Origin of the sequence: Mucilaginibacter sp. PAMB04274, from assembly GCF_039634385.2 — a bacterium.
GTDB lineage: Bacteria > Bacteroidota > Bacteroidia > Sphingobacteriales > Sphingobacteriaceae > Mucilaginibacter.
The window spans coordinates 3728149-3750898 of sequence record NZ_CP155081.2 but is presented as its reverse complement, the minus strand read 5'-3'; the positions used below and the strand labels follow the sequence as shown (position 1 = coordinate 3750898).

Sequence of the window (22750 nt, the reverse complement as noted above, 5' to 3'; positions counted from 1 at the left end):
GATTCCCTTTATATTTATTTTAAACCAACTAACGTTTATTAAATGATGAAATACTTTGTAGATGAGCACTCCATTGTGCGGAAGATATGGGGCAAGGCTGATACGGTGCTGTTTATTTTTGCAGGTGCATCGGCCGAGTTTGCTTTAAATAAGGCGGTCGACTGGCTATACTTTACTGGCCGTTTGCCGGCCGATCCGCTCGGGCGTTTGTTTTCTACAGTGGAATACGCCCGGTTAATTCTTTTTTCAAAACATGACGATGCCCTTGCCGCTATCGATAAAATAACGGCCATACACCAGGGCGTTGAGCAGGCACGCGGTGCAAAAATACCCGACTGGGCCTACCGCGACGTATTGTTTATGCTGATTGATTACTCCATCCGCTCGTTTGAGCTGTTGGAAAGAAAGCTGACTGCTGCAGAAAAACAGGAGATATTTGATACCTTTTACAAGGTTGGCAGCCGGATGGGCATAAGCGGGCTGCCGCTAACCTATACTGCATGGAAACCGATGCGCAAAAAACATTTAAAGGATGACCTGATTAAGAGTACTTACAGCGTGGATTTGTATACTAAATATAAGCAGCACCTGGGTAATTTACGTTACTTACTGCTCAAACAGGTACAAATGCTCCTTGTGCCAACACAAATCAAAGAAATGCTTCCGTTAGGCAGAACTTCGCTATTAAGGCCGGTTTTGTGGGCCTACAAAGTGGCCAGGAGCATTAAGATAGACTGGTTGTTGAAAGAAGCCATATTGCCTACCCAGTATAAGGCGCAGATTAGAGGCCTGGATCAAAGTTTCTGAACGCACCAGGTGGTCATACAGCGGAGATTTTGCACGTTGGTGGTTTTAATTGGTTCATGAAGTTGGCCGTTGAGTTGGCTGGTATAGCGTAACAGCATGGGCTTGTTCACTAAAAAGCGCTCTGAACCATCAGGAAGTAAGTAACGGCCTTCGCCTATATCCATTACAAGATTTTCAATGCCAATATCCGAAGCTAAACGGGCAAAGAGGTAACCGCCCGGTTTAATTACACGCCAAACGGAGCGCAGCATAGCATCAAAGTGTTCAGGACTTTCCGCAAAGTGAAGCACGGCGCTACAAATGGCCAAATCAAAAGCGGCGTCGTCAAAAGGCAAGTCTTCAGCAGTGGCTACTGCAAAATTGATAGCCGGATTGCCGGGAGCCAACGTGGCCGATAAATCTTGTACTGCTTTTACAGCTTCGGCATTAGGGTCAATACCGTAAACATCAAATCCATTTCTTAAAAAATAGAACAGGTTGCGGCCAGCCCCACAACCTACGTCAAGCACTTTACGGCAGTCGTCATACCGGCCTTTCAATAACTGATCGAACAGGTATATATCAATATTGCCGTAAAGCTCTTGTAAGGTATTAAGTGTCATTAGTCTTACTGTACTTTGTAGCGGTAAATAAAGCGGCCTAAGTTACCGTCTTTATCCAATCCCTCAATTACAGCACGGTAGCTGCCCTTACCATCTGCATTATAAAATTCTAACGATGTTGTGCCTGTTTTATCAGTAACTACTCTGGGGTTCCAGTAAATGGTAGAACGTAAATCCAACCCCACTGGTTTGGGCACATCATATTTAGGCGAGTAAAACTCACGTGTAAAATTGTAGCCTTTGGGTGTCATATTTACTACGCCAGGTTGCGGTAGTAAGTCCTGCAGTTCGGCAAGGCTTATTTTTGTACCTGTAGGTTTCTTTTTACTGTTAATAACAATAATCCCATTAGCCTGATATTGACTGCTAACCAAACCTAAATCATCTCTTAAAAACACCTCAACCGATTCTACGTCGGTAGGTAATACACTGTTCAGGTAGTTGGCATCAACCGGCATTCCGGTAACAAAAAGCTGCATAGGTACTTTCTTGCCGGCGTTATAATCGCGCGTTACATAAAAGTAATTGTTATCATAGGTCACGCCAGGTATACTGCTTTGCAAACACAAAAACATGTTGCTGCAGCCCTTAAACCGGTCGCTTGTCATGAGGTGATCTGGCATGTTGCTCAGGCCCGTAAGGGACGGATAAGCAGAGTGATCTATCTTAGGCGCTTGTTTTTCTCCCCGTACAATAACTTCCTTTAAAACGTGCATGCTGTTGAACTGCTTTTTGCTGTTTTTAAGATAGGTGTTCAGCGTACTGTCTATATTGACAACCTCGTCTGGATAAGGCTGATTTTTAGGAATGGCGGGATAGGTTTGGCCTTCCATCATTACCATCATATTTTTAGCGTTGTAATTATTTTTGGCCGAAATAACCACTTTTGCCGAATCCGGAAACACCAGGTTGGAAAATTTAAATCTTCCTTCAGGATCACTTACCGCGCTTGCCGAAAAATATTTATCGGGGATAAGCAAACGCACGTTGCCGCCTTTAAGCGGCATACCATTTAAACTACGGAGCGTTCCGGTAAGCTCGATACCCTGTTCGGGCAAAAAGGCTACTTGTGGGTATCTGTTGGCCACCACATCTGCATAGCTAAACCGGCGATAGCCTTGGGTTAGCATGAGGAGGTCAAGATCAGCCTCAGTTTTATCATTTATTTTTGAAAAATAGTAGTTCGGCTTTTCTACATAACCTTTCAAATCGGAGGTGAGTAGTAAGCTGGAAAGGATAGTTGTTTCATTATCTTCATCAACTAACACTTTACTTTCATCAATAACCGATACCGAAAAATGGCCTTCAACCGGCGCCGTTTTATTTTTAGCGGTAACGGTAAGCTTTACTTTCTGCCTAACACCATAGCTTGGTTTGTCGCTGTTAAGACCCATCGTGAGCTGGTCATTGTGCTGAACAAATACCAACCGTTCGCTTATAGGGACGCCTGAAGAAGACATAAGTGTAAATTGGACAACACCGGTAGGGAATTTATTTTTGGGTATCGTGGCCGAATACACCTGCTCTTTAAGCGCCGTTTGCGCAGCAAAACAAATGGTGTTTACGCTTTGTGCAATAATGTAAAAAAACTTGCCCTTGTTGGCCTGAAAAAACGCCGGACTAGCCGATAGCTTAATACTTAGATTATCAGCATCGGTATTATTTACGCCTATGCTCAGGCCATTAGCCTGTACCTTAGGCAAATCAACAGTTTCCTTGGTGCCATTAGCAAAGGTTATATCGGCTTTGTAAGTCTTATCCGCTTCGGGCGTCAATACAAACAAGCCCATCCCTGCGTGTTGCGAACTAATGTTAGCCAAAACTGTTCCGGCATTGTCGGTTACTGTACCGGTAAAACCCATGCCGGTACCGGTAGCGCCTACAGCTTTTACGGCTACTTTTGAGCGTACGCCAGCCAGTAGTTCGCCACCTTCAGGAAAAAATTGTACATCCGTTTTTCCCAGAACTGGTTTAAGCGAAAAGGTGCGGCCAGCTGTTTTTTTGTTACCTAAGTCGATAAATGCTACGATGGAAGCGCCAGTTAGGTCGGTGCCTTTGCTGTTTACAAAGCTAATAGTCATGGCGCCGTTGGCATCAGTGTTACCTTTGCCCTTTGCTATATCATCAAGAGTACTCACTACCTCCCAGGTTACACGTTTATTGGCTTGAGGATTGCCATCCGGGTCTTTATAAACTACGCGTAGGCTAATGCGCTCATTTTTGCCGCTACCGGTTTTGCTGTACGTTACATGAGAACTGGTTTCCCGGTCAATCGCGTTTCCAACAGGAATGCTTTTTGTGAAAAAGTAACCGGCATCGAAATTACTCATCCACCTTGTGTAAGCCCTAATGTGATAGTTATCCTGCCTGTACTTCAACTCGTTAAGTGCAATGTTGCCATAAGCCATACCATTAGCAATCGGAAGCTTTAAGTTATCCACTAACGAGTCGCGGCTGTTCATAATCTCCACATAAACAATTTTGCTGAGCGGTGTAGGCTGCCTGTAATTGTCGGTAACATAGGCCTTAAACCATATCGTGTCATCAACCGCATAATACGGTTTGTCAAAATGCAGGTACACCTTTTCCACAGGGCGCGCGCTGGAGAGTTTACCGGTTTTTTCGATAACAGAATTTAAGCTAATGCTGTCTTTTTGAGCCATGGCCGGCAAAAACGATGCAGCTAAAAATATTAAAGTAACAACGTAACGGTATATCATGTGTAAACCCTTTGGGTAAGATGCGGTAAATATAATACGCCAAACCCATGGAGCCATACTTTAGCGCTTATGTTTAACATATTTTTACATTAACATATAAATAGTTGTGTTTAGTATCCCTGTAATGCAAAAGTTAAATGATTAGTAAGGCTAACACATTAACATTTGCGCTTGATAATTTAACATTAAGCAAATACAAACATTTACTAACTTACGGGCATAAACCTTTGGTCCTATGCCTTTCAATCGTTCATTCTCCTGGCGTTCAATATTGTTTGTAACAGTATTGGTTTTTGCGTTTGTTAATACCCGTGCACAAAACACTTACCCTGCAATAATTATACGTATCGATTCATTAACCGGCATTGGCCTACCCAAGTCGGCTTTGCTTGAAGTGGATAAATTGGATCAACTGGCCCGCAAGAGCAATAATACCTCTCAAATTGTACGTGCGGTTGTTTACCGGATGACTTTGCAGTCGTATTTGGAAGAGAATGCTTTGGTTGCCATCATTAATACCCTAAAGGCTGATATCCAAAAGTCGGCATTTCCTACCAAGCCGGTGCTGCAATCGCTGCTGGCCGATATTTACTGGCAGTATTACCAGCAAAACCGCTGGCGCATAACGCAACGCTCAACGCTGCAAAAGCAGGACGCTGATTTTACCAACTGGGATCTGCAAACGCTAATAAACCAAACCAGCCAGCTGTACAAAATTTCATTACAGCAGGCCGACCGGCTTCAACATACAAAAGTGGAAGTACTTGAAGGTGTGTTAATTGGCGATAAAGATACCCGCTACCTGCGGCCCACCTTGTATGACTTGCTGCTGCACCGGGCCTTAACTTTCTTTTTAGCCGAAGAACCCTCATTGCCCAAACCGCTAACACCCTTTAATTTGAACGATGTGCATTTATTTGACGTTAGCCATGCGTTTGCAGCTCAATCTATGCGTACAACAGACACAACTTCTACTTACTATCAGGGCATTAAGCTATTACAACAAGGTCTTCAATACCACATCCAAAAAAATAACACAGAAGCACTGATAGATCTTGATTTGCGTCGTTTGTCTTTCTTGTACAGCGAATCGCGCCTGGCTCAAAAGGATTCATTATACCTTTTAAATCTGAATGCCATTACCCAAACCTACGCTAACAAACCTATCAGCGCCGAAGCATGGACGTTAATTGGCCACTTTTATAAAGCCAAGAATGATTTGGTGAAAGCGCATGCAGCTTATAGCAAAGCAGTAAACGCCTATCCGCAAAGTTTGGGAGGCAAAAATGCGGCTGTGGCTATTCAGCAAATCGAAGAAGCTTTTGCATCTGTAACTGTAGAACATTTAAACGTACCAAACAAACCATTGCTGGCAGCCATAAGGTATCAAAACGTTAAGCGTGCCGATTTAAAGATTTACAAATTAAGCACAGTACAGTTAGATGATTATGAAGAATTGAATAAGGCAACATTAAGCCAGCGTTGGTCTGCCGGGGGAAGTAAAAACGGCTACAAAGAGTTGCTGGCATTTTTTGATCATTTAGAAATCTATAGTAAACAAAGCACAAATTTGCCCGAGCTGAATGATTACAGCATGCATACTACCGAAATAAAGCTCGAGCCTTTGCCACCGGGCAATTATGTGGTACTGATTAGCCACAAAGGCGATTCATTATCAACGCAGGTAGCTAGCTTTGCCATAACCAGGTTAGCGAATGTTGTTCGTGTTAATCCTGATGAGGAAATTGAGTTTAGGGTGATGGATAGGCAGACCGGCCAACCCTTGAAAGGCGTAAACGTACATGCATCAGGAAAGGTATATAAATATGATAGCTTAAAACGGGATGGCGAATATGTAGATGCGGAAGAGGATGGTTTGACAGATGCACAAGGCATGTTTAAGGCCGAAAGGTTGCACGCAGGCCAGGTGATGGTAAGATTAACGCTGAATGGTGATACGCTGGTAGATAAGTCAAGGTATGTGAGCGGCCAAGCGGCCGATGATGAAGATGATGAACCGGAACCTAAGACTGTAATATTTACCGACAGGCAAATTTACCGCCCAGGGCAAACTGTGTATTTTAAAGGACTGCAAATGGAAACTGTTAAACACAAAAGTAATGTTGTGGCTAATAAAGAAATTGCAGTAAAGTTTTTAGACGCAAACCAAAAAGAGCTGGGCTTGCAAAACTTTGTAACAAATGAATTTGGCACATTTAGTGGGTCATTCATTTTGCCGCAAAATATGCTGAATGGTGCAGTTAACCTTCAAGCCGATAATGGCAATATAAATATACAGGTAGAAGAGTATAAACGGCCCACCTTTAAGGTAGAATATGCTGCGATAAAAGAGAGTTACAAGTTAAATGATAGTGTAAAGGTTAAGGGCACAGTGATGGCTTTTTCGGGCTTTGGCCTTTCGCAGGCAAGAATTGCTTACGAGGTAAGGCGTACTGCAAATTACAATTATGCCGCCATGCGGGCTATTTACGGCTCATCCTACTATTATTATGAAGAACCGGCCTTAATTGCAACCGACACCATAACGTCAGACAGCCAGGGCGGTTTCAGTATAAATTTTAAGGCTATTACAGGCGATAAGCCCTTACTTACAACAATGTATCGTTATCAGGTTACAGCAACTGTTACAGATGCTGTTGGCGAAACGCATAACGGGTCTATTGATGTAACTATTGGACATACAGACATCAGGTTAACAGCGGCTGTGCCTGCCACTCAGTTGGCAAAAGAACCGGCTAAAATTGAAGTATCACTAACCACATTAAATGCGCAACGGCTAAAAGGCATTATAAGCGTACACATAAACGCCTTGCAAAGCCCCAAAAAATTATTCAAGCGACGACTGTGGACGTTGCCCGATCAGTATTTAATGAGCCGGGCTGATTATCAACAGTATTTTCCGGAATATACGTACGCTAATGAGGACCGGTATGCTTACTGGCCCTTAAAGAGTAAAGTTGCTGAGTTGACTGCTGCTGCAACTCCTGAATCAACAACAGTTGTTAACCTGGATGTTTTGCGCAAACAGCCGTCAGGTATGTACGAGATAATGGTTCAGGCAACGTCTGCAAAAGGGGATACTGCATCGGTTAAGTATTACATGAACTTAATTAATGAACCTGCTACGCTGCCAACGCTGGCCAACTGGGTGGTGCCTGTATATAACGGCGTTAAAGCTGGCGAAAAGGCTGAGTTTTGGGTGGGCACCGGGCAAAAAACTTACATACTGTCAGAGCACTATATCGGTTCAAAGCTCAATTATTCTAAATGGATTACACCTTCAAAACAGCAAAAAATAACCGTTCCGGTTACTGCTGCCGATAACAATAGCGCTGCGCAGTTTATGATGGTTTATCAAAACCGGTTATACAGCAGCTACCAGCCTATCCAAGTTCAGCACCCCGAAAAGCAACTCAGTTTAAAGATGCTGACCTTCCGGAACAAACTGCAACCGGGCCAAAAGGAAGAATGGAAATTGCAGGTATCAGGTTATCAGAATGAAAAGCAGGCTGCCGAAGTATTAGCCGGTATGTATGATGCTTCCCTGGATGATATCAGATTTCCAAATGCTTGGGGAAACGGCTTGTTTCCATATGAGCGTAACCTTCGTTATTTTAATTGGAATGACTGGGCTATTGCGCAACAGCAACAGTCGCAACAGCTTTTATACGTTTATAAAAATTACCAAACACTTAGCAGGAGTTATGAGCGTATTAACTTATTTGGCTATAATTATTACGGAGGCAGTAATTACGCCTATCAGCAGTATTTGCAACGTGTTGGTGAACGCGGAAGGAATAAGCAGTATGACAATCAATTAGACGCTTCTTATAAAAAGAATGCAGCACTGGTAAAAGATGGATACGACATAACCGGCGTAATTGTAAGCGCTGGCGATGGCTTGGCATTGCCAGGTGTAACCGTAAAAATAAAGGGCACTACCATAAGAACTATAACTAATTCTAACGGAAAGTTCAAAATTAAAGTGCCTAAAGGCGGCCAGTTGCAATTCAGTTTCGTGGGTTATGTTACACAGGAGAAGGCAACCAACAAAGCTGATGTGATCGCCATTACCTTAGTTGGAGATAGTAACGCGTTGAATGAAACGGTGGTTATAGGTTATGGGACTCAAAGGCGGTCTGGGATACCAGGTGCTGTTTCATCTGCAGCTAATATACGCATCAGGGGATCGTCAAGTTTACATGCAGATGTAGTGAGCACTGTGCGTATAGACGAACCTGTGGGCAATGCGCCGCTAAGTATGGCATTACAGGGGAGGGCTGCTGGTATTGCCGTAACCGAATCCCACCCAAACGAAATTTTCACTTCAGTAGCTGTGGCGTACCCTGATGGCTCAAGAAGGGTTAATGGCCGCCTCATACCGGCCCAACAGAGCGGCCAAATTGCAGTACGAAGGAATTTTGTTGAAACTGCATTTTTTTATCCGCAGTTGCGTACCGATGAAAATGGCCAGACACTCATCAACTTCACAATGCCTGAGTCGCTCACTAAGTGGCGCTTCAGGGCTATGGCTCATACAAAAAATTTGGCTTTAGGGTACATAAACCAGGATGTTATCACCCAAAAGCAACTGATGGTAAGTGTCAATATGCCACGCTTTTTGCGTGAGGGCGATACCATTACCTTTTCGGCACGTGTGGCTAACTTAACAGCCCAGCCGCTTAAAGGGAACGTGCAGTTACGCCTGTTTAATGCGCTTAATATGCAGCCCGTAAATTTACTGCTTAAACCTGCAGAAGCAAATCAGCAAATTGAAGTGCAGGGCGGCAGCAATAAAGCGGTTAGTTTTTCAATAGTGGTTCCACCGGGGCTCGATGCCTTGACCTACCGTGTCGCTGCCGCCAGCGAATCTTATAGCGATGGTGAAGAAAATACACTGCCGGTACTGCCCAACCGCACCTTGATTACCGAAAGCATGCCTATGATGGTGCGGCCGGGCCAAACAAAGGAGTTTAGTTTCGATAGGTTTATCAGTAACAGAAGCCACACGCTTGTTAATAAAACCCTTACTTTAGAATATACACAAAACCCGGCGTGGTATGCCGTGCAGGCTATGCCTTACTTAATGGAGTTCCCGTATGAATGTTCGGAGCAAACTTTTAGTCGCTACTTTGCTAATAGTTTATCGGCTGCTGTTGTAAGCCATAATCCACAAATAAAAGCGGTGTTTGACAGTTGGAAGGCAACGGATAGCAAAGAACTGCTTTCAAACCTGGAAAAGAACGCTGCGTTAAAATCAGTTTTACTGGAAGAAACACCCTGGCTCAGGGATGCTGCAAATGAACAAGAACAGAAAAAGCGTATTGCTTTACTGTTTGATCTGAATAAATTAAGTTATGAGCAGGACGCAGCATTGGAAAAACTGCAAAAGCAGCAACTTTCAGGTGGTGGTTTTCCTTGGTTTGGCGGCACATACCCCGACCGTTATATTACACAGCATGTTATTGCGGGTATTGGTCAGCTTTATAATTTAAAAGTGATATTGCCAGCCAATACCAAGCTGGCCAACATTCGCAACAATGCCATACGCTATCTGGACGCTGAATTAGTGAATGATGACCAGCGCACGGACTTCAATCAAAGTGAAAAAGAGCTTAGCGCTACAGAAATACATGCCTGGTATGCGCGTAGTTATCACTTAGGAACTAAATTGAGCAGCAGCTTGTATACAATACAGCAGCAATACCTGCAACGTGCTGCTAAGCAATGGCCTTTACAAAATGTGTACAGCCAGGCCTTAATTGCACTTACTTTGCAACGCTACGGCAAGCACGAAGATGCTAAAGCTATCGTTCGGTCGCTGAATGAAACTGCACAACAATCGGCCGACCTGGGTATGTATTGGTCCAAAAACCAATTAGGTTGGTATTGGTACCAATCGCCTATCGAAACGCAGGCACTGCTTATTGAGTTGTTTAGTGAAGTTGGCAATCAACCTAAGGCTGTAGAGGAGATGAAGATATGGCTGTTGCGCAATAAGCAGACTAACAATTGGCGTACTACTAAAGCTACAGCGGCTGCATGCTATGCGCTCCTCATGAAGGGTGATAGCCTGCTTACACAAGCAACAACTCCCACAATTACACTTGGTGGTAAATCTTTAAATGAACTTAAACCAGAACTGAAGACCGAAGCAGGCTCCGGCTACCTGAAAACCAATTGGATTGATGAGCAAGTGAAACCAGCGTACGGAAAAGTGAAGGTAGTAAATACTGGTAAGCATATAAATTGGGGAGCATTGTACTGGCAGTACACCGAACAATTAGATAAGGTTACCCCATCGAATACAGACCTTACATTGCAGCGAAAGTATTTTGTTGAAAAACGCGATGTAAACGGAAGGTTGGTTTTAATAGCCGTAGATGCTGTTCATCCACCCAAAATTGGAGATGTACTTAAAGTGTTGGTATACCTCAAGGCGGGGCGCGACTATGAATATGTTCATTTAAAAGACATGCGCCCGGCTGGCACTGAACCGGTTGATGCATTATCGGGCTATAAATATCAGGACGGATTGTATTATTACCAGGTAACCAAAGATGTGGCTACCAACTTTTTCATCAGTCGCTTAAATAAAGGTAATTATGTGTTTGAATACCGGTTAACGGTTGTACAGCCTGGTAATTATTCAACCGGCATAAGTAGTGTGCAAAGCATGTATGCGCCAGAATTTAATGCGCACAGCCAGGGAAATAGGATGGTGATTGGAAAATAATTTCTTAAAGTAAAAAAGCAACTCTTAACAAGAGTTGCTTTTTCTGTGCCCAGAACGAGATTCGAACTCGTACAACCTTACGGATGCCACCCCCTCAAGATGGTGCGTCTACCAATTTCGCCACCTGGGCTTAATAAATTACAGGTTATGTGTTGTGAACTGAGCGTATTTCAGAAAACGGTTGTAAGATGTGTACCTTCAACCTACAACGTATAACTTATATTTAAAAAGGTGGTGTGCCCAGGGAGAGACTCGAACTCTCAAGAGACAATTCTCAACGGCTTCTGAGACCGCAACGTTTACCAATTTCGCCACCTGGGCTGATACTTGTAGGCTTTAAGTTTTAAAAACGCAATGCCTTTATCAGTATGAGGCTGCAAATATAGAAGATTATGCTAAAAGCCATCAAATAAATAATAAAAATCTTTACGGGTTTGAAATAGTGATTTATAGCTGATACTTTCGGGTAATCAATTTTTAAATCTATGTTAAAAAAGTTCAGTTTTTTTATAGCACTATTGGGTGTGCTTTTATTTAGCGCTTCATCTTTTGCGCAAAGTGCCGATGCTATTTTAGGTAAGTGGATCAATCCGAGTGGGGAAGGGCAAATACAGATTTATAAGAAAGGTAGCTTATTTTATGGCAAGTTGGTTTGGTTAAAGCAGCCCAACGATGAAACAACCGGTCAGCCCAAAACTGATAAAAATAATCCGGAAAAAAATTTACATTCTCGCCCGATACTGGGATTGGAAATACTGAAAGATTTTAAGTTTGATGGAGAGAGCGTGTATGATGACGGCAATATCTATGACCCTAAAAATGGCAAAATTTATAGCTGCAAAATGACGCTGAACGGGAATAAACTAAAGATAAGAGGATATATTGGCATTTCGTTATTAGGCCGATCTGAAATCTGGACACGGGTTAAATAATAGTTATATGAAGAGTGCCCTTATTATTTTTTGCTTGCTTATTACTCACTGCTTACAAGCGCAAACTATTACATTAATTGAGCAGGGCAAATCTACCAGTATCCGTGGTTTGTCTGTTGTGAGCGATAAAGTTGCGTGGGTAAGTGGCAGCAAGGGGCATGTAGCGGTTACTACCGACGGTGGGCACAGCTGGGCCTGGCAACAAGTAAAAGGATTTGAGCAGAGTGATTTCAGGGATGTTGAAGCATTTTCTGATAAGGAAGCAATTATCATGAGTTCGGGAACACCTGCGCTTATTTTGAGAACCGTAAATGGCGGTGCTAGTTGGAATATTACATTTCAGAATAATGATAAAGCATATTTTCTTGATGGAATGGGCTTTTTTGACGCAAAGCATGGTTTAGTGATGGGAGATCCGATTAACGGAAAGTTTCTATTGTTGGAAACCAAAGATAGCGGCCGGACTTGGAACGCACTTAAAACCTTGCCCGAAGCTTTAGCAAATGAAGCTGCTTTTGCTGCTAGCGGTACATCGCTAAGGGTTTTAAATAGCCGCAACAATGTGTTACTGCTAACGGGCGGAAGCACATCAAGGATATTGTTGGGGGTGGGCTTGAAAAGCTGGAGTACCATTGAAGTGCCACTAATACACGGACAGCCAAGTCAGGGTGGATTTTCAATTGCTGTGGGCGGTGGTGGCACCGTTGTAGTAGGGGGCGATTATCAGCAAAATAAAAAAGCAGATTCTGTTGCTTGTTATTACAGTGGTAACGAAAGCAGGATGAAGTTTCAGTTGGCTAAGCAAATGCCAGGCGGTTATCAGTCGTGCGTTACCTATTTGTTTGATCACACTTTTTTGTCAACCGGAACTTCGGGCTCCAATATAACAAATGATGGTGGCGCAACTTGGAGGCCTATAGACACCGAAAGTTATAACGTTTGTGAGAAGGCGAAATCTGGAAACTTGATTTTACTAGCAGGAGATAAGGGCAAAATAGCAATATTTAAAAATTAGTACACTGACAATAAAGCCCTTACTATATGTTATGAAAATATTTGTAGATTGCACTTGCGCCGAATTGTATTTACTTCTATATTTGCACCACTTTAAAGAAAACGCTTAAACGTTTTCACTAAAGCAAAAATAAAACGATTCCGTAGCTCAGCTGGTAGAGCATTACACTTTTAATGTAGTGGTCCTGGGTTCGAATCCCAGCGGGATCACAGAAAGTTTTCAACTTCTGTCAAAAAAAAGCCTCACTATTGTGAGGCTTTTTTCGTTTTCACCTATACAATCGGAAGTCAACACAGCGTTACGAGTTACAGTAGTTCAGGATCGGTGCCTCCGGTATTGGAATGCGTTATTTTGCTCAAATTGTAACTAACCTCTCCGTCTTGTTGCGTACCTTTTATTAATCCTTTGTCGTATAAATTCATCAAAACTTGTTCAGCTTCGCGATGTAAGTTTTGCGGGGCTTCCTGAGGTTCGTACTCGGTTAACTTAGCAGCAACATCAGGAGCAGTGCCTTCTCCCAATTGTGCCAAAGCATAAAGCACTTTGTTCTGCCAGCTATCATCGGCATGGTATGCTTCTGGAGGAGCTACTGGTTTAAATTCCTCATTAAAAGATTGATCAGCTTTATTCATAATAATATCTGAACATCATAGTCTTTCTATTGTTTCATGATGTGTTATGCATTGTTATAACAGGCTGCAATTACAAAAAGGACAATTAAAACTTTAACTATTATTGTAAATGATCAAAGCGTATCAACTCTTCACTGGTTCTGACGGACATTCTTACTTTAAGATGGGTAACGTTTCAGAGGCAGTGATCACAAAGGCCCAATCTATTCGTTTTCAAGAATCCCCGCCAGGGTCGGTTTACGATTGGCACCCCGCGCCAATGATGCAATTTGTAATTAACCTGCGTGGAACGTTAGAGTTTACGACTTTTAATGGAGAGACATTTACGTTGAAACCTGGAGAAATTTTAATTGCCCAAGATACGACTGGCAGTGGGCATAAATGGCGGTTATTAGGTGCTGATCCGTGGCAAAGGGCTTATGTTGTTTTTGACGATACAACGGATATTAATTTTGTTCCGGAGCAAGTCGCCGACGTGTAGAAAGGGTAGAATCGATAAGTAATCTCTTAATAAATAAGTCGGCTTATTGTTTAGTAGCTTTAAAGCGCTGTTGGTAATACCATTCCATAAAAGATACAGCTTCTTGCCACGTCAACTTGCCGTCGGAAGCCACCTGGGCGATCAAAACAGACAAGTTGTGTAAAAAGGCACTTTTTAAATCGCCTTTTAAACTCTGTATTGTTTTTATTGCACAAGCTGTTAACTGCTCTGGTGTTGAAAAGTTAGTGCAATCGTCTGCAAGCCTAAGTTGTGTAAGTATGGCAGGTAGGGCTGAACGCAATAATGATTTTATGCGGTCGTCCAGGTCGCCAGGTATAATAGCAGTTATAATATCAGCTGCTGGTGAATCAACAAAAGTTTTGATGTTTTCTGTAATTACAACTCCGGTATGTACAGCTGTTTGCAATTCACATGGTATATGGTTGAACAACTTTTGAATTGCTGTCCAAATTTTCTTTAACCAAACTGGTATTTTCATGCTATCTTTTGATTTTTATTTTAAACTGGTGATATAATTTCGAACCGTATAATACAATGCGTACAATCCAAGAAAGGGCAGTTGCACATACTACGACACAACCTGCACATGAGGATATAGCCGCAACCATTTTTAGGGTTTCATCAGTAAGTAACAAGCCTTTTATAGCAATTACATAACTGGTCAACGCAGACAAGATGCCTATTTGCGGCTTGTAGTTGAGGTAGTAGTAGAGATATTTGATGGCGTTTTGCATAGTAAATCATATTTAATGAGGTTATATTGATAAATGATATTTATGAGTTTTGTTGCATATAGTGGGTCTGTTGCATAACCGGCCCTAGCAAATGCTTGTGCCTGCTCCTGGGGGTTGTTACTAACGAAAACACCGTTTTTAGCATACCTTGGGTTAATTTGAAGAAACTTTACCCGATCAACAAACCCAGCTTCACGTGTCAAGTATTTTCTAAACGATTGTTTTATCGTTATTTTCGTTTTATTTATATATTCGGTAGTATTGTAATATACAACTTCCCCTTTCCAACTGGCGTTAGCCTTAATGCCAAAGAAATTATGGTGAAGGACGGAAAGTTTTGACTGTCCGTAATTGCTTTCCAGACAAGCCTGCGCTACCATAAGCGAAGGAAATAGTTTGGTGTCAGAACATACCTTAACCACATCTTCTGAGATTTGAATGATAAAATCGATTGCTTTTTTGTTCATGTTAATTGTATAGGTCAATTGTAATACGGATTTGTGTTCAGCAGTTTCGTTATAAGTCTATAACGGTGGGATTATTGTAAAAAATCTCATATGGGGTTACAGACAAAAATGAAAAAATAATTCTGACAACGCCTGTGGTATCGGCAATGGGTAAAGCGCTAACAATGCTTCTTTGCCCTGCCGGTATACTGTATTTTAGATTGTTCAGAGGTGTGACGCCTCCGTCTTTAACGTAACTAACAGTAACCGAAATATTAATGCTCTTTGAATAATTAAGTGTAGCATCACTACTTTCTATCCAAAATCCAATCCATATCACGCCATCAATATCTTTATAGGAATTCGCAAAAAAAGCATAGGTTACAGGTTGTGTGGGTACATAATATTCAAAATGTGCAATTTTTCGTGCGCACCCGCCTGTTTCTACTTCGAATGAGATGCCTTTAAAACCTCTTGACGGTTCGAGGTACTGCTTTGTATCTCCAAAAAGTGTTAAGCCTTTTAGTCCTTTAGACGGTTGTACGATTTCATCAAGGTTAGCCGGCGTTATATTAATACTAAACATAAGCGTTGGTTAGCGTTACCTTAAACTGAACCCAAACCACCGCAGTCTCGTAAGCAACTGCAGTATTGAATGCAGGGTGGCCATTGCCTTTGCCGGCATTATCAATTAATGGCTTTTGATTAATTTCAAAGTCAACAAATACCCCGGCACTAGTTAGATACCCATTTACCCATTCCAATTCACCAGCAGGTTCAAACTCATTATCAGTGTATCTCATACCGATACTTAATCTGTCAGGATTGCTATAACCTGAAGCATCACCTTTGGCCGTTACATAGGAATCTGGAACATTGTTATTTAAAGCGGTCCCCCCGGCTGCATCTTTATCAAACAGTGTAAATCCGACATAAGATAGCTTATTGATAACCGTAGGGTTGGAAAACACTTTTACCGGCGCAGATATGACATAACCGGACGTTGCACCACCAGACAGTATAAAGTCGGTGCCTGCAAGTTCAACGCCTACATATGATGCCCCTTTAGCCAATTTCCAACAGTCATGCATGCTGGCATAGTAAGCAATGGCGTAAATGCCGCTGCCAATGTTGGCACCACCTTGACCGGCTCCTATATGAGGGCTATCGTATTGTAAGCTAAGATCATACTTCGAGGCCCCGTTATATTTGGGTGGAAGATTGATGCTATTTTGGTTTAAGGCTGTGTTACTTATTTTATGGTCAACCAATGTTTGAAATGCAGCAGCACCAACCTTGATGCTGCCCATCAAATTATTATAATTAAAGTTCACAGGACTTGCTAGTGCGGTTACGTTAGTAGTGCCGTTGCAATAATTATTATAAAAGGTACTAACGTTCAATATACTGTTTACATTTACAAAATCGCAGTTTATTGCAGGGTTTTGTACCAAATCAACGGTAGAGCAATCGAATAGTCTACAAGAAGTTAGGGATTGTGTAGAGCCAGAAGTGGCAACTAAAGAGATACTGCAATTTTTAAAGGTGCAGTCTATAAACGGGTGCCGTACATTTATAGCGCCATAGTTTTCAAAAGTTATCCCTCTAATAGATGCCAAAGAATTGGTTGCAACGCTTAGAATAAACTGTGTAGTACCTATGGCTCTAAAAACCACATGTCCATCAGCAACTATTTCGGAGCCGTTATTGCCCCTTATACCTGTATTAACTCCTTCATTATAATATGTACCTGCACCTACTATTATTGAAAATTTGTATGCGCTGTTTGTAAGTTGGGCTTGAGCATAAGCTATAGCCGATGCAATCGTCTTTTTTGGCGTATTTGGGTTAGACGGCGTTGTGCTGGCATCGTTGCCATCTTTTGAAACATAAATTGCCTGATTATTAACCGGGACGCTATATCTAAAATTGTGTGCCATATATTTCTATGCTAATTTAATGAAGGCTGCGCCCATTGTTGTCGAAGAAGTGAACGTTACTCTCCAGCGTACAAAAGTATCTGCCGGTATTAATATTGATTCTTCCAGTGGAAGAGATATAGTTTTGTAGCTAATCCCACCATTTGTACTGTACTGAAATGTGCTGATGCCGTCTAACGTAATTTTAATGATGGACGCAGGTTTTTCAAAGTAATCTTTGTATTCACGTACCGGCGAAACGAAACTTAAAGTAAAGCCCTTCTGTATGCTCGGGTCAGTACCCATAAATCGCAAACTATAAATATTTGCGGCTTCTTTCCTGATCCAAACCTCACTAAACTTTGCGTTTAAGTTGTAGCCTTGTGGGGCATTTATTGTTACACCTGCGGCTGGCGTTAATTTTATTCCGCCATCCCCCGTTTGCCTCAAACAGAACTCTTGACCGGTGATAAACGTGCCGTCTACTGGTAAAGTGACCATAGTGTCGGCACTAAAGTTGCAGCGTATCACTGTATCTGCCATTGCGCTTAGTGGTGTAAAGGCAACTGTTTGAGTAGCATAGTAAGTAACCAACTTGTCTCGTTTGTTAGCAACGGCGTTTTGCCGGTTAGCAATTTCGTTTGCCAGGCCCGTTATATTGCCGCCAATCTGCGCCTGCAGTTTGCCCATTGCATCACGTACATTATCAAGCGCTGTTATTGCTGATGCGTCATTGAAGTTTATTCCCGTAATGAGTGACAGGAGCACAGCATCGTTAAAGTCGCTCACGGTGTTTGCCAGCTGCTTGCCGTTATGATTGGTTCTGTCCAAGCTCGCCTGAAGCGCCGACTGTAAGGATGGATTATCGTTAGGGCTTCCCGCAAGCTGAGCAAAGCTAGATGCACCAGTATTACTGGAAGGTTTCCAAGTGCTATCGGTACTGTCCCATATATATTCAACAGCATCTGACCCGGTTCCGCCGTCGATAATGACGTAATCGCCATCAAGCCCTAAAGGCAATGAACCTTGTAGTGCTGCCAGTGTAGCATATTTGCCCTTGTAGTGTTCAATGATGTTATTTAGCTTGGTGAAAAGCGCATCCGTAAAATTGTGGTCTGATAGCACCTTGCTACCATCTTTGTCAACCTTATTGTCAAGCATGTCCTCCAACGGTTTGCTCTTTTTTACTGGAGTGCCGGTAACGTCGCCAGTCGCCGGCCACATATACTCTATGATTTGCCCTGCGCTAATAACGCCTATCGTTTTACCCGGTCTGATGGCTATGGGTACACCAGCCAGTGCCTCAGCCATGCTTCCCCAGGCAACGTCGCCGCCGCCGTAATAATGATCATTATTGCCTTTCTCGGTTCGCTTGTGCGGACCTGCAATTTCTAATGGTGCTCCTGCCATGTTATGCTAGTGTGATTTGGTGGCGGTGACTGGTTGAGTAAGCCACGCCCATTTGTTTGACATATAGTTTAAAGCCAGGCACGGGGTTGCCGGCTATATCGTTTACACTGATAGTACCTTGTAGTACGTATTCTGAAGTAATTACTGCATTAAGTGCATCAAGATCAACGACGCTTGCAAGGGATTTGCCAGGAGCCGTAACAACCACTAATGTTGTTTGAGTATTTAAAGTGTTTAAAACAAACGTGTTCGGTTGGCTGGTAAATTGTTTGCCAGGAAGAGAACGCGCTGATGCCCCCGAACTTGGTATCGCTGCTGCGGGGCCATACCAAGTAGCATAATAACCGGTAAAATTCAAAACGTTAGAAGCCAGCGCCTGGTTCGCCCCAATGCGGCCCTCGGGGTCGGGTATGTCAATGATATTATTTAAAATATCACCCTGGTTGTGGTTTACATATCCCTGGTAGCTAATTGCAGAAGTGCCTAGTGTAATGTTGTCTGTGTATTGGGTGCTATTACTAACCACATTACCAGCTTTTCTAATCTGGTAACTAATTGCAGCGCCTGCATCTAATCGCGAAAAAACTAATGACAGTGCTGGTGTACGGCTTTCTCCCACCTCGCCGGTTAGAGAGACGTTTGCGTTTAATATGAGTGTTGGTGACCTATAGTTTGGATGTGGTACCAAGGCCCCAACCAGTTTGTCAAAATCCCGTCGGGCTGTAACTTCTGCAAGATTTACGCCCAGTTTGTCATCCTCTAACTTTAAAGTTTCATCAATGTCATCTTCATCCAGGCCATTTTCGAGAACTTCGTTAACAGCCGCAACTAAAGAACTTTTATTATTAGTATGGAGGTCGTTTATATTACCAACGCCTTCTGGATCTACTATCATTGTTACACCGCCAGGCCACGATCCGTTAACTTTTGGTCCAAATAAAACCCAAGTAGTGGTATTGATGTAAAAATCACCATTGGTACCCGTTGTACCGTTTGATGGATTTATTGAACCATACAGAAGCGTCTTGCCGTTGATACCTGATGAGCCTGTATCCCCCTTCGGACCTGGGCCGCCAGGCGGGCCATTAAGCATAGAAAATACAGGTTGCCAACCAGATCCGCTTTTCTTATAAAATTTTCCGTTTGTTGTATTAATGTACGTGTCATTGACCTGGCCATTTGAATTATTAGGCTCTCCGGTTCCGTAAATAATTGGTGTGGCCTGAGAATCATTATTTGTGGGTAAGGAGAATGCAAGTGCCCAGCTGCCATTACGTTTCTGATAAAAAGCGCCTTGTGTTGTATTAATGGCAACATCATCATTTTTTCCAATACTGTCTTGTGGAATGGTAGCAACAAAGCTAATTTTATTGCCAGTCGAGATATTAGAGGTAATGTATTGAAGTAGCTTAGCAAAGCTATACTGATAGTTTTCGGTATCACTAACCAACATGCTTACATCGTCGCCGGTTATAGTAGGTGCAACCGGCAACTCACTTATTTTCTGATCGGGCATGTCTTTATAAGTAATGGTCTAAGGATAAAAAATTGTCGATCTCGTCAATACCGGTAGGGTGGTTAAAATCTGTTTTATCAATGCTGCGGATGCGTGGGCCTGCCTGCCTGGCACTTTTGTTTTGCTCATTGTAACGCCATAGCGGATAGTCAGCTTTGTTATCTTGCAGAAATTTTTCTATCTCGTTAGCATGTGCGTTAGCAACACTTCGCTGCTGCTGCACTAATTTCACCAGCTCTTGCGTATTTAATGACTGGGCGCTGTCATACTGTTTAATTACCGGGCCGGTAGCTGTGTAGTGTACACCGTTGCCTTCTATAAAGCGGGCAAATGTGAAGTAAACTAAAGCTGGTATAAGCCCTTCATAAGCAATATAATGACCGTAAGGATCCGAATACTCACAGCCTCTGTAAAGCTTTTGGTATACCTGAGGTGCGTCAGTTGACATTATGCCATCCTCGGTAAAGTATTTAAGAATTTGGTAGTATAATGGGTAGCCTAAAAAGGGCTTTAAATCTAGCTCTTGCGCTTTTTTGATATAGACTTGCAGGCGCTCGGGCTTCAAATTGACTGAAATATCTTCAAATTGCTGAAACTGTGCAGCTGTGATGAGTAGAGAAGTCATAATGATTGTTCTTTTATGGTGTAAATGATGAGTGAATTGAACAATGGACTATGTGTATTTTATGAACACTCACCCGTCATTGCTTCGGCCTCCGCTTGTTTAAAGCCATAAGCGTGTGTTAATATGGCTACTTTGTTTTGGGTTGGAATATTGGATAACAAAATTTGGTTGATGCTATTGCCGGCAGTCCGTCCTGCGCTATCATCGGCAACATTGCCGGGAACAGGAAGTATATTCCAGTTACCACTAGGGTTTACGTTTTGGTAAAAGTTGCCAAAAAGCTCCGCAAACACTTCACTTAGTTCTAGTCTGTCAGGTGCGGTGTTATCATTAAACTCACGAATAGCTTCTTTTTTTTCGCCGCCATTGCTCAGCCCAGATGATTTTTCGGCATTGATTAACTCTTTGGGTACAGAAAACCCTTTGATAATGCGGCCCTCTACCGATTTCTCGGTAGTCTCAAACAACTTATCATTGTTTTGAATGGCATAAGGTTGAAATTCCGGTTTACTGGCTTCATCGTCATACTCAATAACGATGATTTTTTGCGCGCTCTTAGTCCCCTGGAAAGCACCCAGATCTTTTTCTAATTGCGATGGCTTGCTACCATTAACACCGTTATCTGGTTCGGTATTGTCCGCCTCTTCGCGCCGGGCCTGCATAAATAGCATGGTAGATGGTAAGAAACCGGTAGTAACTTCGCGGTTATTAAACGTTTTGATGCCTGCTTCCGTCTCAAAATCTTCCCAAACACTGTCGGCCTCAATAAGGGGGTAATCATCAACTTCTGGATTAAAGTAATAGAGCTGACCTTTGTATTTATCCCATCCACCTGCTTTTAAAACTTGTTCCTCAATTACAACCGGATCAGGATTGTATTTGTCAATAAACAGAACTTTGGAGCGCATTATATGCTTCCAGGTTTTTCGGCCCCAGTCATTATAAATAGCAAATTGGTTGGCTGTTTCAACACAATCCGTGTTGCCCATGCGGATATCCTCAAACTTTACGTAATGAGCTGATGCAATTTTATAGTTGGCGTTATAATTTAAGTGTATACCATATCCGCAGAAAAGAGCTGCATCGGTAGCTACGGCTTTGAGTAGCTTGGCAAGTGTTAATCCTTGATCATTTATGATTTGTTTGCCCAGGTCTTTATCTTCAAAGCCATTACCGCCTATAAACTTGGCCCTTTTGTTCCAGCAATCCTTAGCCGTAGGGGAGGCGGCTACTAATTCCAACATACGTTGAGGATAAGCGTTATCCACATCATAATTAAGTATGCCAAAGGTTTGGTTCGGCCGCACTCTTATCCGGCGTTCAATTTGTGGTAGGTAGGTTTTCATGTTTTAGTATCAAGTAGTAAGTATCAAGTAGCAAGTAGTGGATAACCGTGTGGAGCAGGTAGCAAGTTTGTACCTGACACTTGCTACCCGATACTAAAAATTATACGGTTAAAGCTTCGAGTGCTGCTAAAGTAGAGGCGTAACTGGCGGAGCCCAACTCTGGAGCTATATATACGGCACGCGGAGGGTATGGCTCACGAAGCTTGTCGGGATTAGTGAGTTTAAGCTTATAACCGCCTTCCAAAGACTCGTCGGCTGCGTTTCGTTCGGCCTCTGTTAGTATGAGGCTGTTAATAGCACCAAACAGTTCGACGGCAGAATCGCCATCTTTGTAGTTGTTTACTACAATTGCTTTTACGCGGCCATAAGCCATGGCACGCAGCTGTGTCTTAACATCAACCGAAAGACCAGCAATGTTAAAGTCTATTTCTTCTGTATAGCGTGGGCCAACCTGCGTTTTTGCCAGTTTAGACATGGCATTAAAGCTATTATTGGTGCCTTCAAATTTGTAAACCTTACCACTGCCCGACTTGGCTAACCCGTCGATGATTAAGGGGTTGGCAGTGTTATAAGTAATGGTGATTTCATCTTCGTTGAAGATATAAATCACATCTTCGATGCCAGAAGTAACAGGCGCTGAATCTTTAAGGCTAAAACCTTCTGTGATTTTGTTGAAAATTGATGTTGGCATTTGTGAATGAATGAATTAGAAAATGAAAGGATGAGTGCGTTTTGTAGAAGTATCAGGTATCAAGACAGATTCGGCAAGGAAAAAGAAAAGGTGATA

Annotated in this window: 17 protein-coding genes and 3 tRNA genes; 6 read left to right on the top strand and 14 right to left on the bottom strand. The window is 42.5% G+C overall.

Features of this window, described 5'->3' with window-relative positions:
- The first annotated feature begins 42 nt into the window (after positions 1-42).
- Positions 43-807 (top strand): oxygenase MpaB family protein, encoded by a 765-nt coding sequence (locus ABDD95_RS15730; RefSeq protein ID WP_345948291.1) that lies wholly within the window; start codon positions 43-45, stop codon positions 805-807.
- On the opposite strand, the gene ABDD95_RS15725 is transcribed toward ABDD95_RS15730, so the two are convergent.
- On the bottom strand, positions 795-1409 hold the full coding sequence (locus tag ABDD95_RS15725; protein ID WP_345948290.1) for a class I SAM-dependent methyltransferase: 615 nt from the start codon (positions 1407-1409) through the stop codon (positions 795-797). The genes ABDD95_RS15730 and ABDD95_RS15725 overlap by 13 nt on opposite strands.
- Before the next feature lie 5 nt (positions 1410-1414).
- A complete protein-coding gene (locus ABDD95_RS15720) occupies positions 1415-4129 on the bottom strand; it encodes a carboxypeptidase regulatory-like domain-containing protein (RefSeq protein WP_345948289.1) in 2715 nt (904 codons plus the stop codon).
- Positions 4130-4364: 235 nt separating this feature from the next.
- Between ABDD95_RS15720 and ABDD95_RS15715 the strand changes: the two genes are divergently transcribed.
- Positions 4365-10886, top strand: coding sequence for an alpha-2-macroglobulin family protein (locus tag ABDD95_RS15715; RefSeq protein WP_345948288.1), 6522 nt, complete (start codon positions 4365-4367; stop codon positions 10884-10886).
- Between the two features lie 46 nt (positions 10887-10932).
- On the opposite strand, the gene ABDD95_RS15710 is transcribed toward ABDD95_RS15715, so the two are convergent.
- Positions 10933-11016, bottom strand: a tRNA-Leu gene (locus ABDD95_RS15710).
- Positions 11017-11123: 107 nt separating this feature from the next.
- Positions 11124-11207, bottom strand: a tRNA-Leu gene (locus ABDD95_RS15705).
- 164 nt (positions 11208-11371) lie between these two features.
- Here ABDD95_RS15705 and ABDD95_RS15700 point away from each other — a divergent pair.
- The 3 genes from ABDD95_RS15700 to ABDD95_RS15690 all read left to right on the top strand — a co-directional run bounded on the left by ABDD95_RS15700 (position 11372) and on the right by ABDD95_RS15690 (position 13042).
- Positions 11372-11818, top strand: a complete 447-nt coding sequence (locus ABDD95_RS15700; protein ID WP_345948287.1) for a DUF2147 domain-containing protein — start codon at positions 11372-11374, stop codon at positions 11816-11818.
- 7 nt (positions 11819-11825) lie between these two features.
- Positions 11826-12833, top strand: coding sequence for a YCF48-related protein (locus ABDD95_RS15695; RefSeq protein WP_345948286.1), 1008 nt, complete (start codon positions 11826-11828; stop codon positions 12831-12833).
- 136 nt (positions 12834-12969) lie between these two features.
- Positions 12970-13042 (top strand) — tRNA-Lys (locus ABDD95_RS15690).
- A gap of 96 nt (positions 13043-13138) precedes the next feature.
- Here the strand turns inward: ABDD95_RS15690 and ABDD95_RS15685 are convergent.
- Positions 13139-13465: a hypothetical protein gene (locus ABDD95_RS15685; RefSeq protein ID WP_345948285.1), complete on the bottom strand. Its 327-nt coding sequence runs from the start codon at positions 13463-13465 to the stop codon at positions 13139-13141.
- A 109-nt stretch (positions 13466-13574) separates the two neighbouring features.
- Between ABDD95_RS15685 and ABDD95_RS15680 the strand changes: the two genes are divergently transcribed.
- Positions 13575-13946: a hypothetical protein gene (locus ABDD95_RS15680; protein WP_345948284.1), complete on the top strand. Its 372-nt coding sequence runs from the start codon at positions 13575-13577 to the stop codon at positions 13944-13946.
- Positions 13947-13989: 43 nt separating this feature from the next.
- On the opposite strand, the gene ABDD95_RS15675 is transcribed toward ABDD95_RS15680, so the two are convergent.
- The 9 genes from ABDD95_RS15675 to ABDD95_RS15635 form a co-directional block, all read right to left on the bottom strand.
- Positions 13990-14445, bottom strand: coding sequence for a hypothetical protein (locus ABDD95_RS15675; protein WP_345948283.1), 456 nt, complete (start codon positions 14443-14445; stop codon positions 13990-13992).
- A 201-nt stretch (positions 14446-14646) separates the two neighbouring features.
- A complete protein-coding gene (locus tag ABDD95_RS15670; RefSeq protein WP_345948282.1) occupies positions 14647-15168 on the bottom strand; it encodes a glucosaminidase domain-containing protein in 522 nt (173 codons plus the stop codon).
- A gap of 49 nt (positions 15169-15217) precedes the next feature.
- Positions 15218-15733 carry a hypothetical protein gene (locus ABDD95_RS15665; protein ID WP_345948281.1) on the bottom strand — a complete coding sequence of 172 codons (516 nt, stop codon included), beginning with the start codon at positions 15731-15733 and terminating at the stop codon, positions 15218-15220.
- The gene (locus ABDD95_RS15660; protein WP_345948280.1) at positions 15726-17087 is read right to left on the bottom strand and encodes a hypothetical protein; all 1362 of its coding nucleotides are present in this window, start codon (positions 17085-17087) and stop codon (positions 15726-15728) included. The genes ABDD95_RS15665 and ABDD95_RS15660 overlap by 8 nt, the downstream gene beginning before the upstream one ends.
- Before the next feature lie 6 nt (positions 17088-17093).
- Entirely contained in the window at positions 17094-18476 is a 1383-nt protein-coding gene (locus tag ABDD95_RS15655) for a hypothetical protein (protein ID WP_345948279.1), read from the bottom strand.
- Between the two features lies 1 nt (position 18477).
- Complete coding sequence (locus ABDD95_RS15650) at positions 18478-19992, bottom strand: hypothetical protein (protein ID WP_345948278.1); 1515 nt, start codon at positions 19990-19992, stop codon at positions 18478-18480.
- A 4-nt stretch (positions 19993-19996) separates the two neighbouring features.
- Entirely contained in the window at positions 19997-20617 is a 621-nt protein-coding gene (locus ABDD95_RS15645; RefSeq protein ID WP_345948277.1) for a hypothetical protein, read from the bottom strand.
- A 59-nt stretch (positions 20618-20676) separates the two neighbouring features.
- Positions 20677-21963, bottom strand: coding sequence for a hypothetical protein (locus ABDD95_RS15640; RefSeq protein WP_345948276.1), 1287 nt, complete (start codon positions 21961-21963; stop codon positions 20677-20679).
- Between the two features lie 100 nt (positions 21964-22063).
- Positions 22064-22654: a hypothetical protein gene (locus ABDD95_RS15635; protein WP_345948275.1), complete on the bottom strand. Its 591-nt coding sequence runs from the start codon at positions 22652-22654 to the stop codon at positions 22064-22066.
- Positions 22655-22750 lie beyond the last annotated feature (96 nt).

What these genes read in the sequence shown, in the direction of transcription:
- ABDD95_RS15730 (WP_345948291.1), top strand. Translation starts at nt 43, where the DNA reads ATGATGAAATACTTTGTAGATGAGCACTCCATTGTGCGGAAGATATGG.
- ABDD95_RS15725 (WP_345948290.1), bottom strand. Translation starts at nt 1,409, where the DNA reads ATGACACTTAATACCTTACAAGAGCTTTACGGCAATATTGATATATAC.
- ABDD95_RS15720 (WP_345948289.1), bottom strand. Translation starts at nt 4,129, where the DNA reads ATGATATACCGTTACGTTGTTACTTTAATATTTTTAGCTGCATCGTTT.
- ABDD95_RS15715 (WP_345948288.1), top strand. Translation starts at nt 4,365, where the DNA reads ATGCCTTTCAATCGTTCATTCTCCTGGCGTTCAATATTGTTTGTAACA.
- ABDD95_RS15700 (WP_345948287.1), top strand. Translation starts at nt 11,372, where the DNA reads ATGTTAAAAAAGTTCAGTTTTTTTATAGCACTATTGGGTGTGCTTTTA.
- ABDD95_RS15695 (WP_345948286.1), top strand. Translation starts at nt 11,826, where the DNA reads ATGAAGAGTGCCCTTATTATTTTTTGCTTGCTTATTACTCACTGCTTA.
- ABDD95_RS15685 (WP_345948285.1), bottom strand. Translation starts at nt 13,465, where the DNA reads ATGAATAAAGCTGATCAATCTTTTAATGAGGAATTTAAACCAGTAGCT.
- ABDD95_RS15680 (WP_345948284.1), top strand. Translation starts at nt 13,575, where the DNA reads ATGATCAAAGCGTATCAACTCTTCACTGGTTCTGACGGACATTCTTAC.
- ABDD95_RS15675 (WP_345948283.1), bottom strand. Translation starts at nt 14,445, where the DNA reads ATGAAAATACCAGTTTGGTTAAAGAAAATTTGGACAGCAATTCAAAAG.
- ABDD95_RS15670 (WP_345948282.1), bottom strand. Translation starts at nt 15,168, where the DNA reads ATGAACAAAAAAGCAATCGATTTTATCATTCAAATCTCAGAAGATGTG.
- ABDD95_RS15665 (WP_345948281.1), bottom strand. Translation starts at nt 15,733, where the DNA reads ATGTTTAGTATTAATATAACGCCGGCTAACCTTGATGAAATCGTACAA.
- ABDD95_RS15660 (WP_345948280.1), bottom strand. Translation starts at nt 17,087, where the DNA reads ATGGCACACAATTTTAGATATAGCGTCCCGGTTAATAATCAGGCAATT.
- ABDD95_RS15655 (WP_345948279.1), bottom strand. Translation starts at nt 18,476, where the DNA reads ATGGCAGGAGCACCATTAGAAATTGCAGGTCCGCACAAGCGAACCGAG.
- ABDD95_RS15650 (WP_345948278.1), bottom strand. Translation starts at nt 19,992, where the DNA reads ATGCCCGATCAGAAAATAAGTGAGTTGCCGGTTGCACCTACTATAACC.
- ABDD95_RS15645 (WP_345948277.1), bottom strand. Translation starts at nt 20,617, where the DNA reads ATGACTTCTCTACTCATCACAGCTGCACAGTTTCAGCAATTTGAAGAT.
- ABDD95_RS15640 (WP_345948276.1), bottom strand. Translation starts at nt 21,963, where the DNA reads ATGAAAACCTACCTACCACAAATTGAACGCCGGATAAGAGTGCGGCCG.
- ABDD95_RS15635 (WP_345948275.1), bottom strand. Translation starts at nt 22,654, where the DNA reads ATGCCAACATCAATTTTCAACAAAATCACAGAAGGTTTTAGCCTTAAA.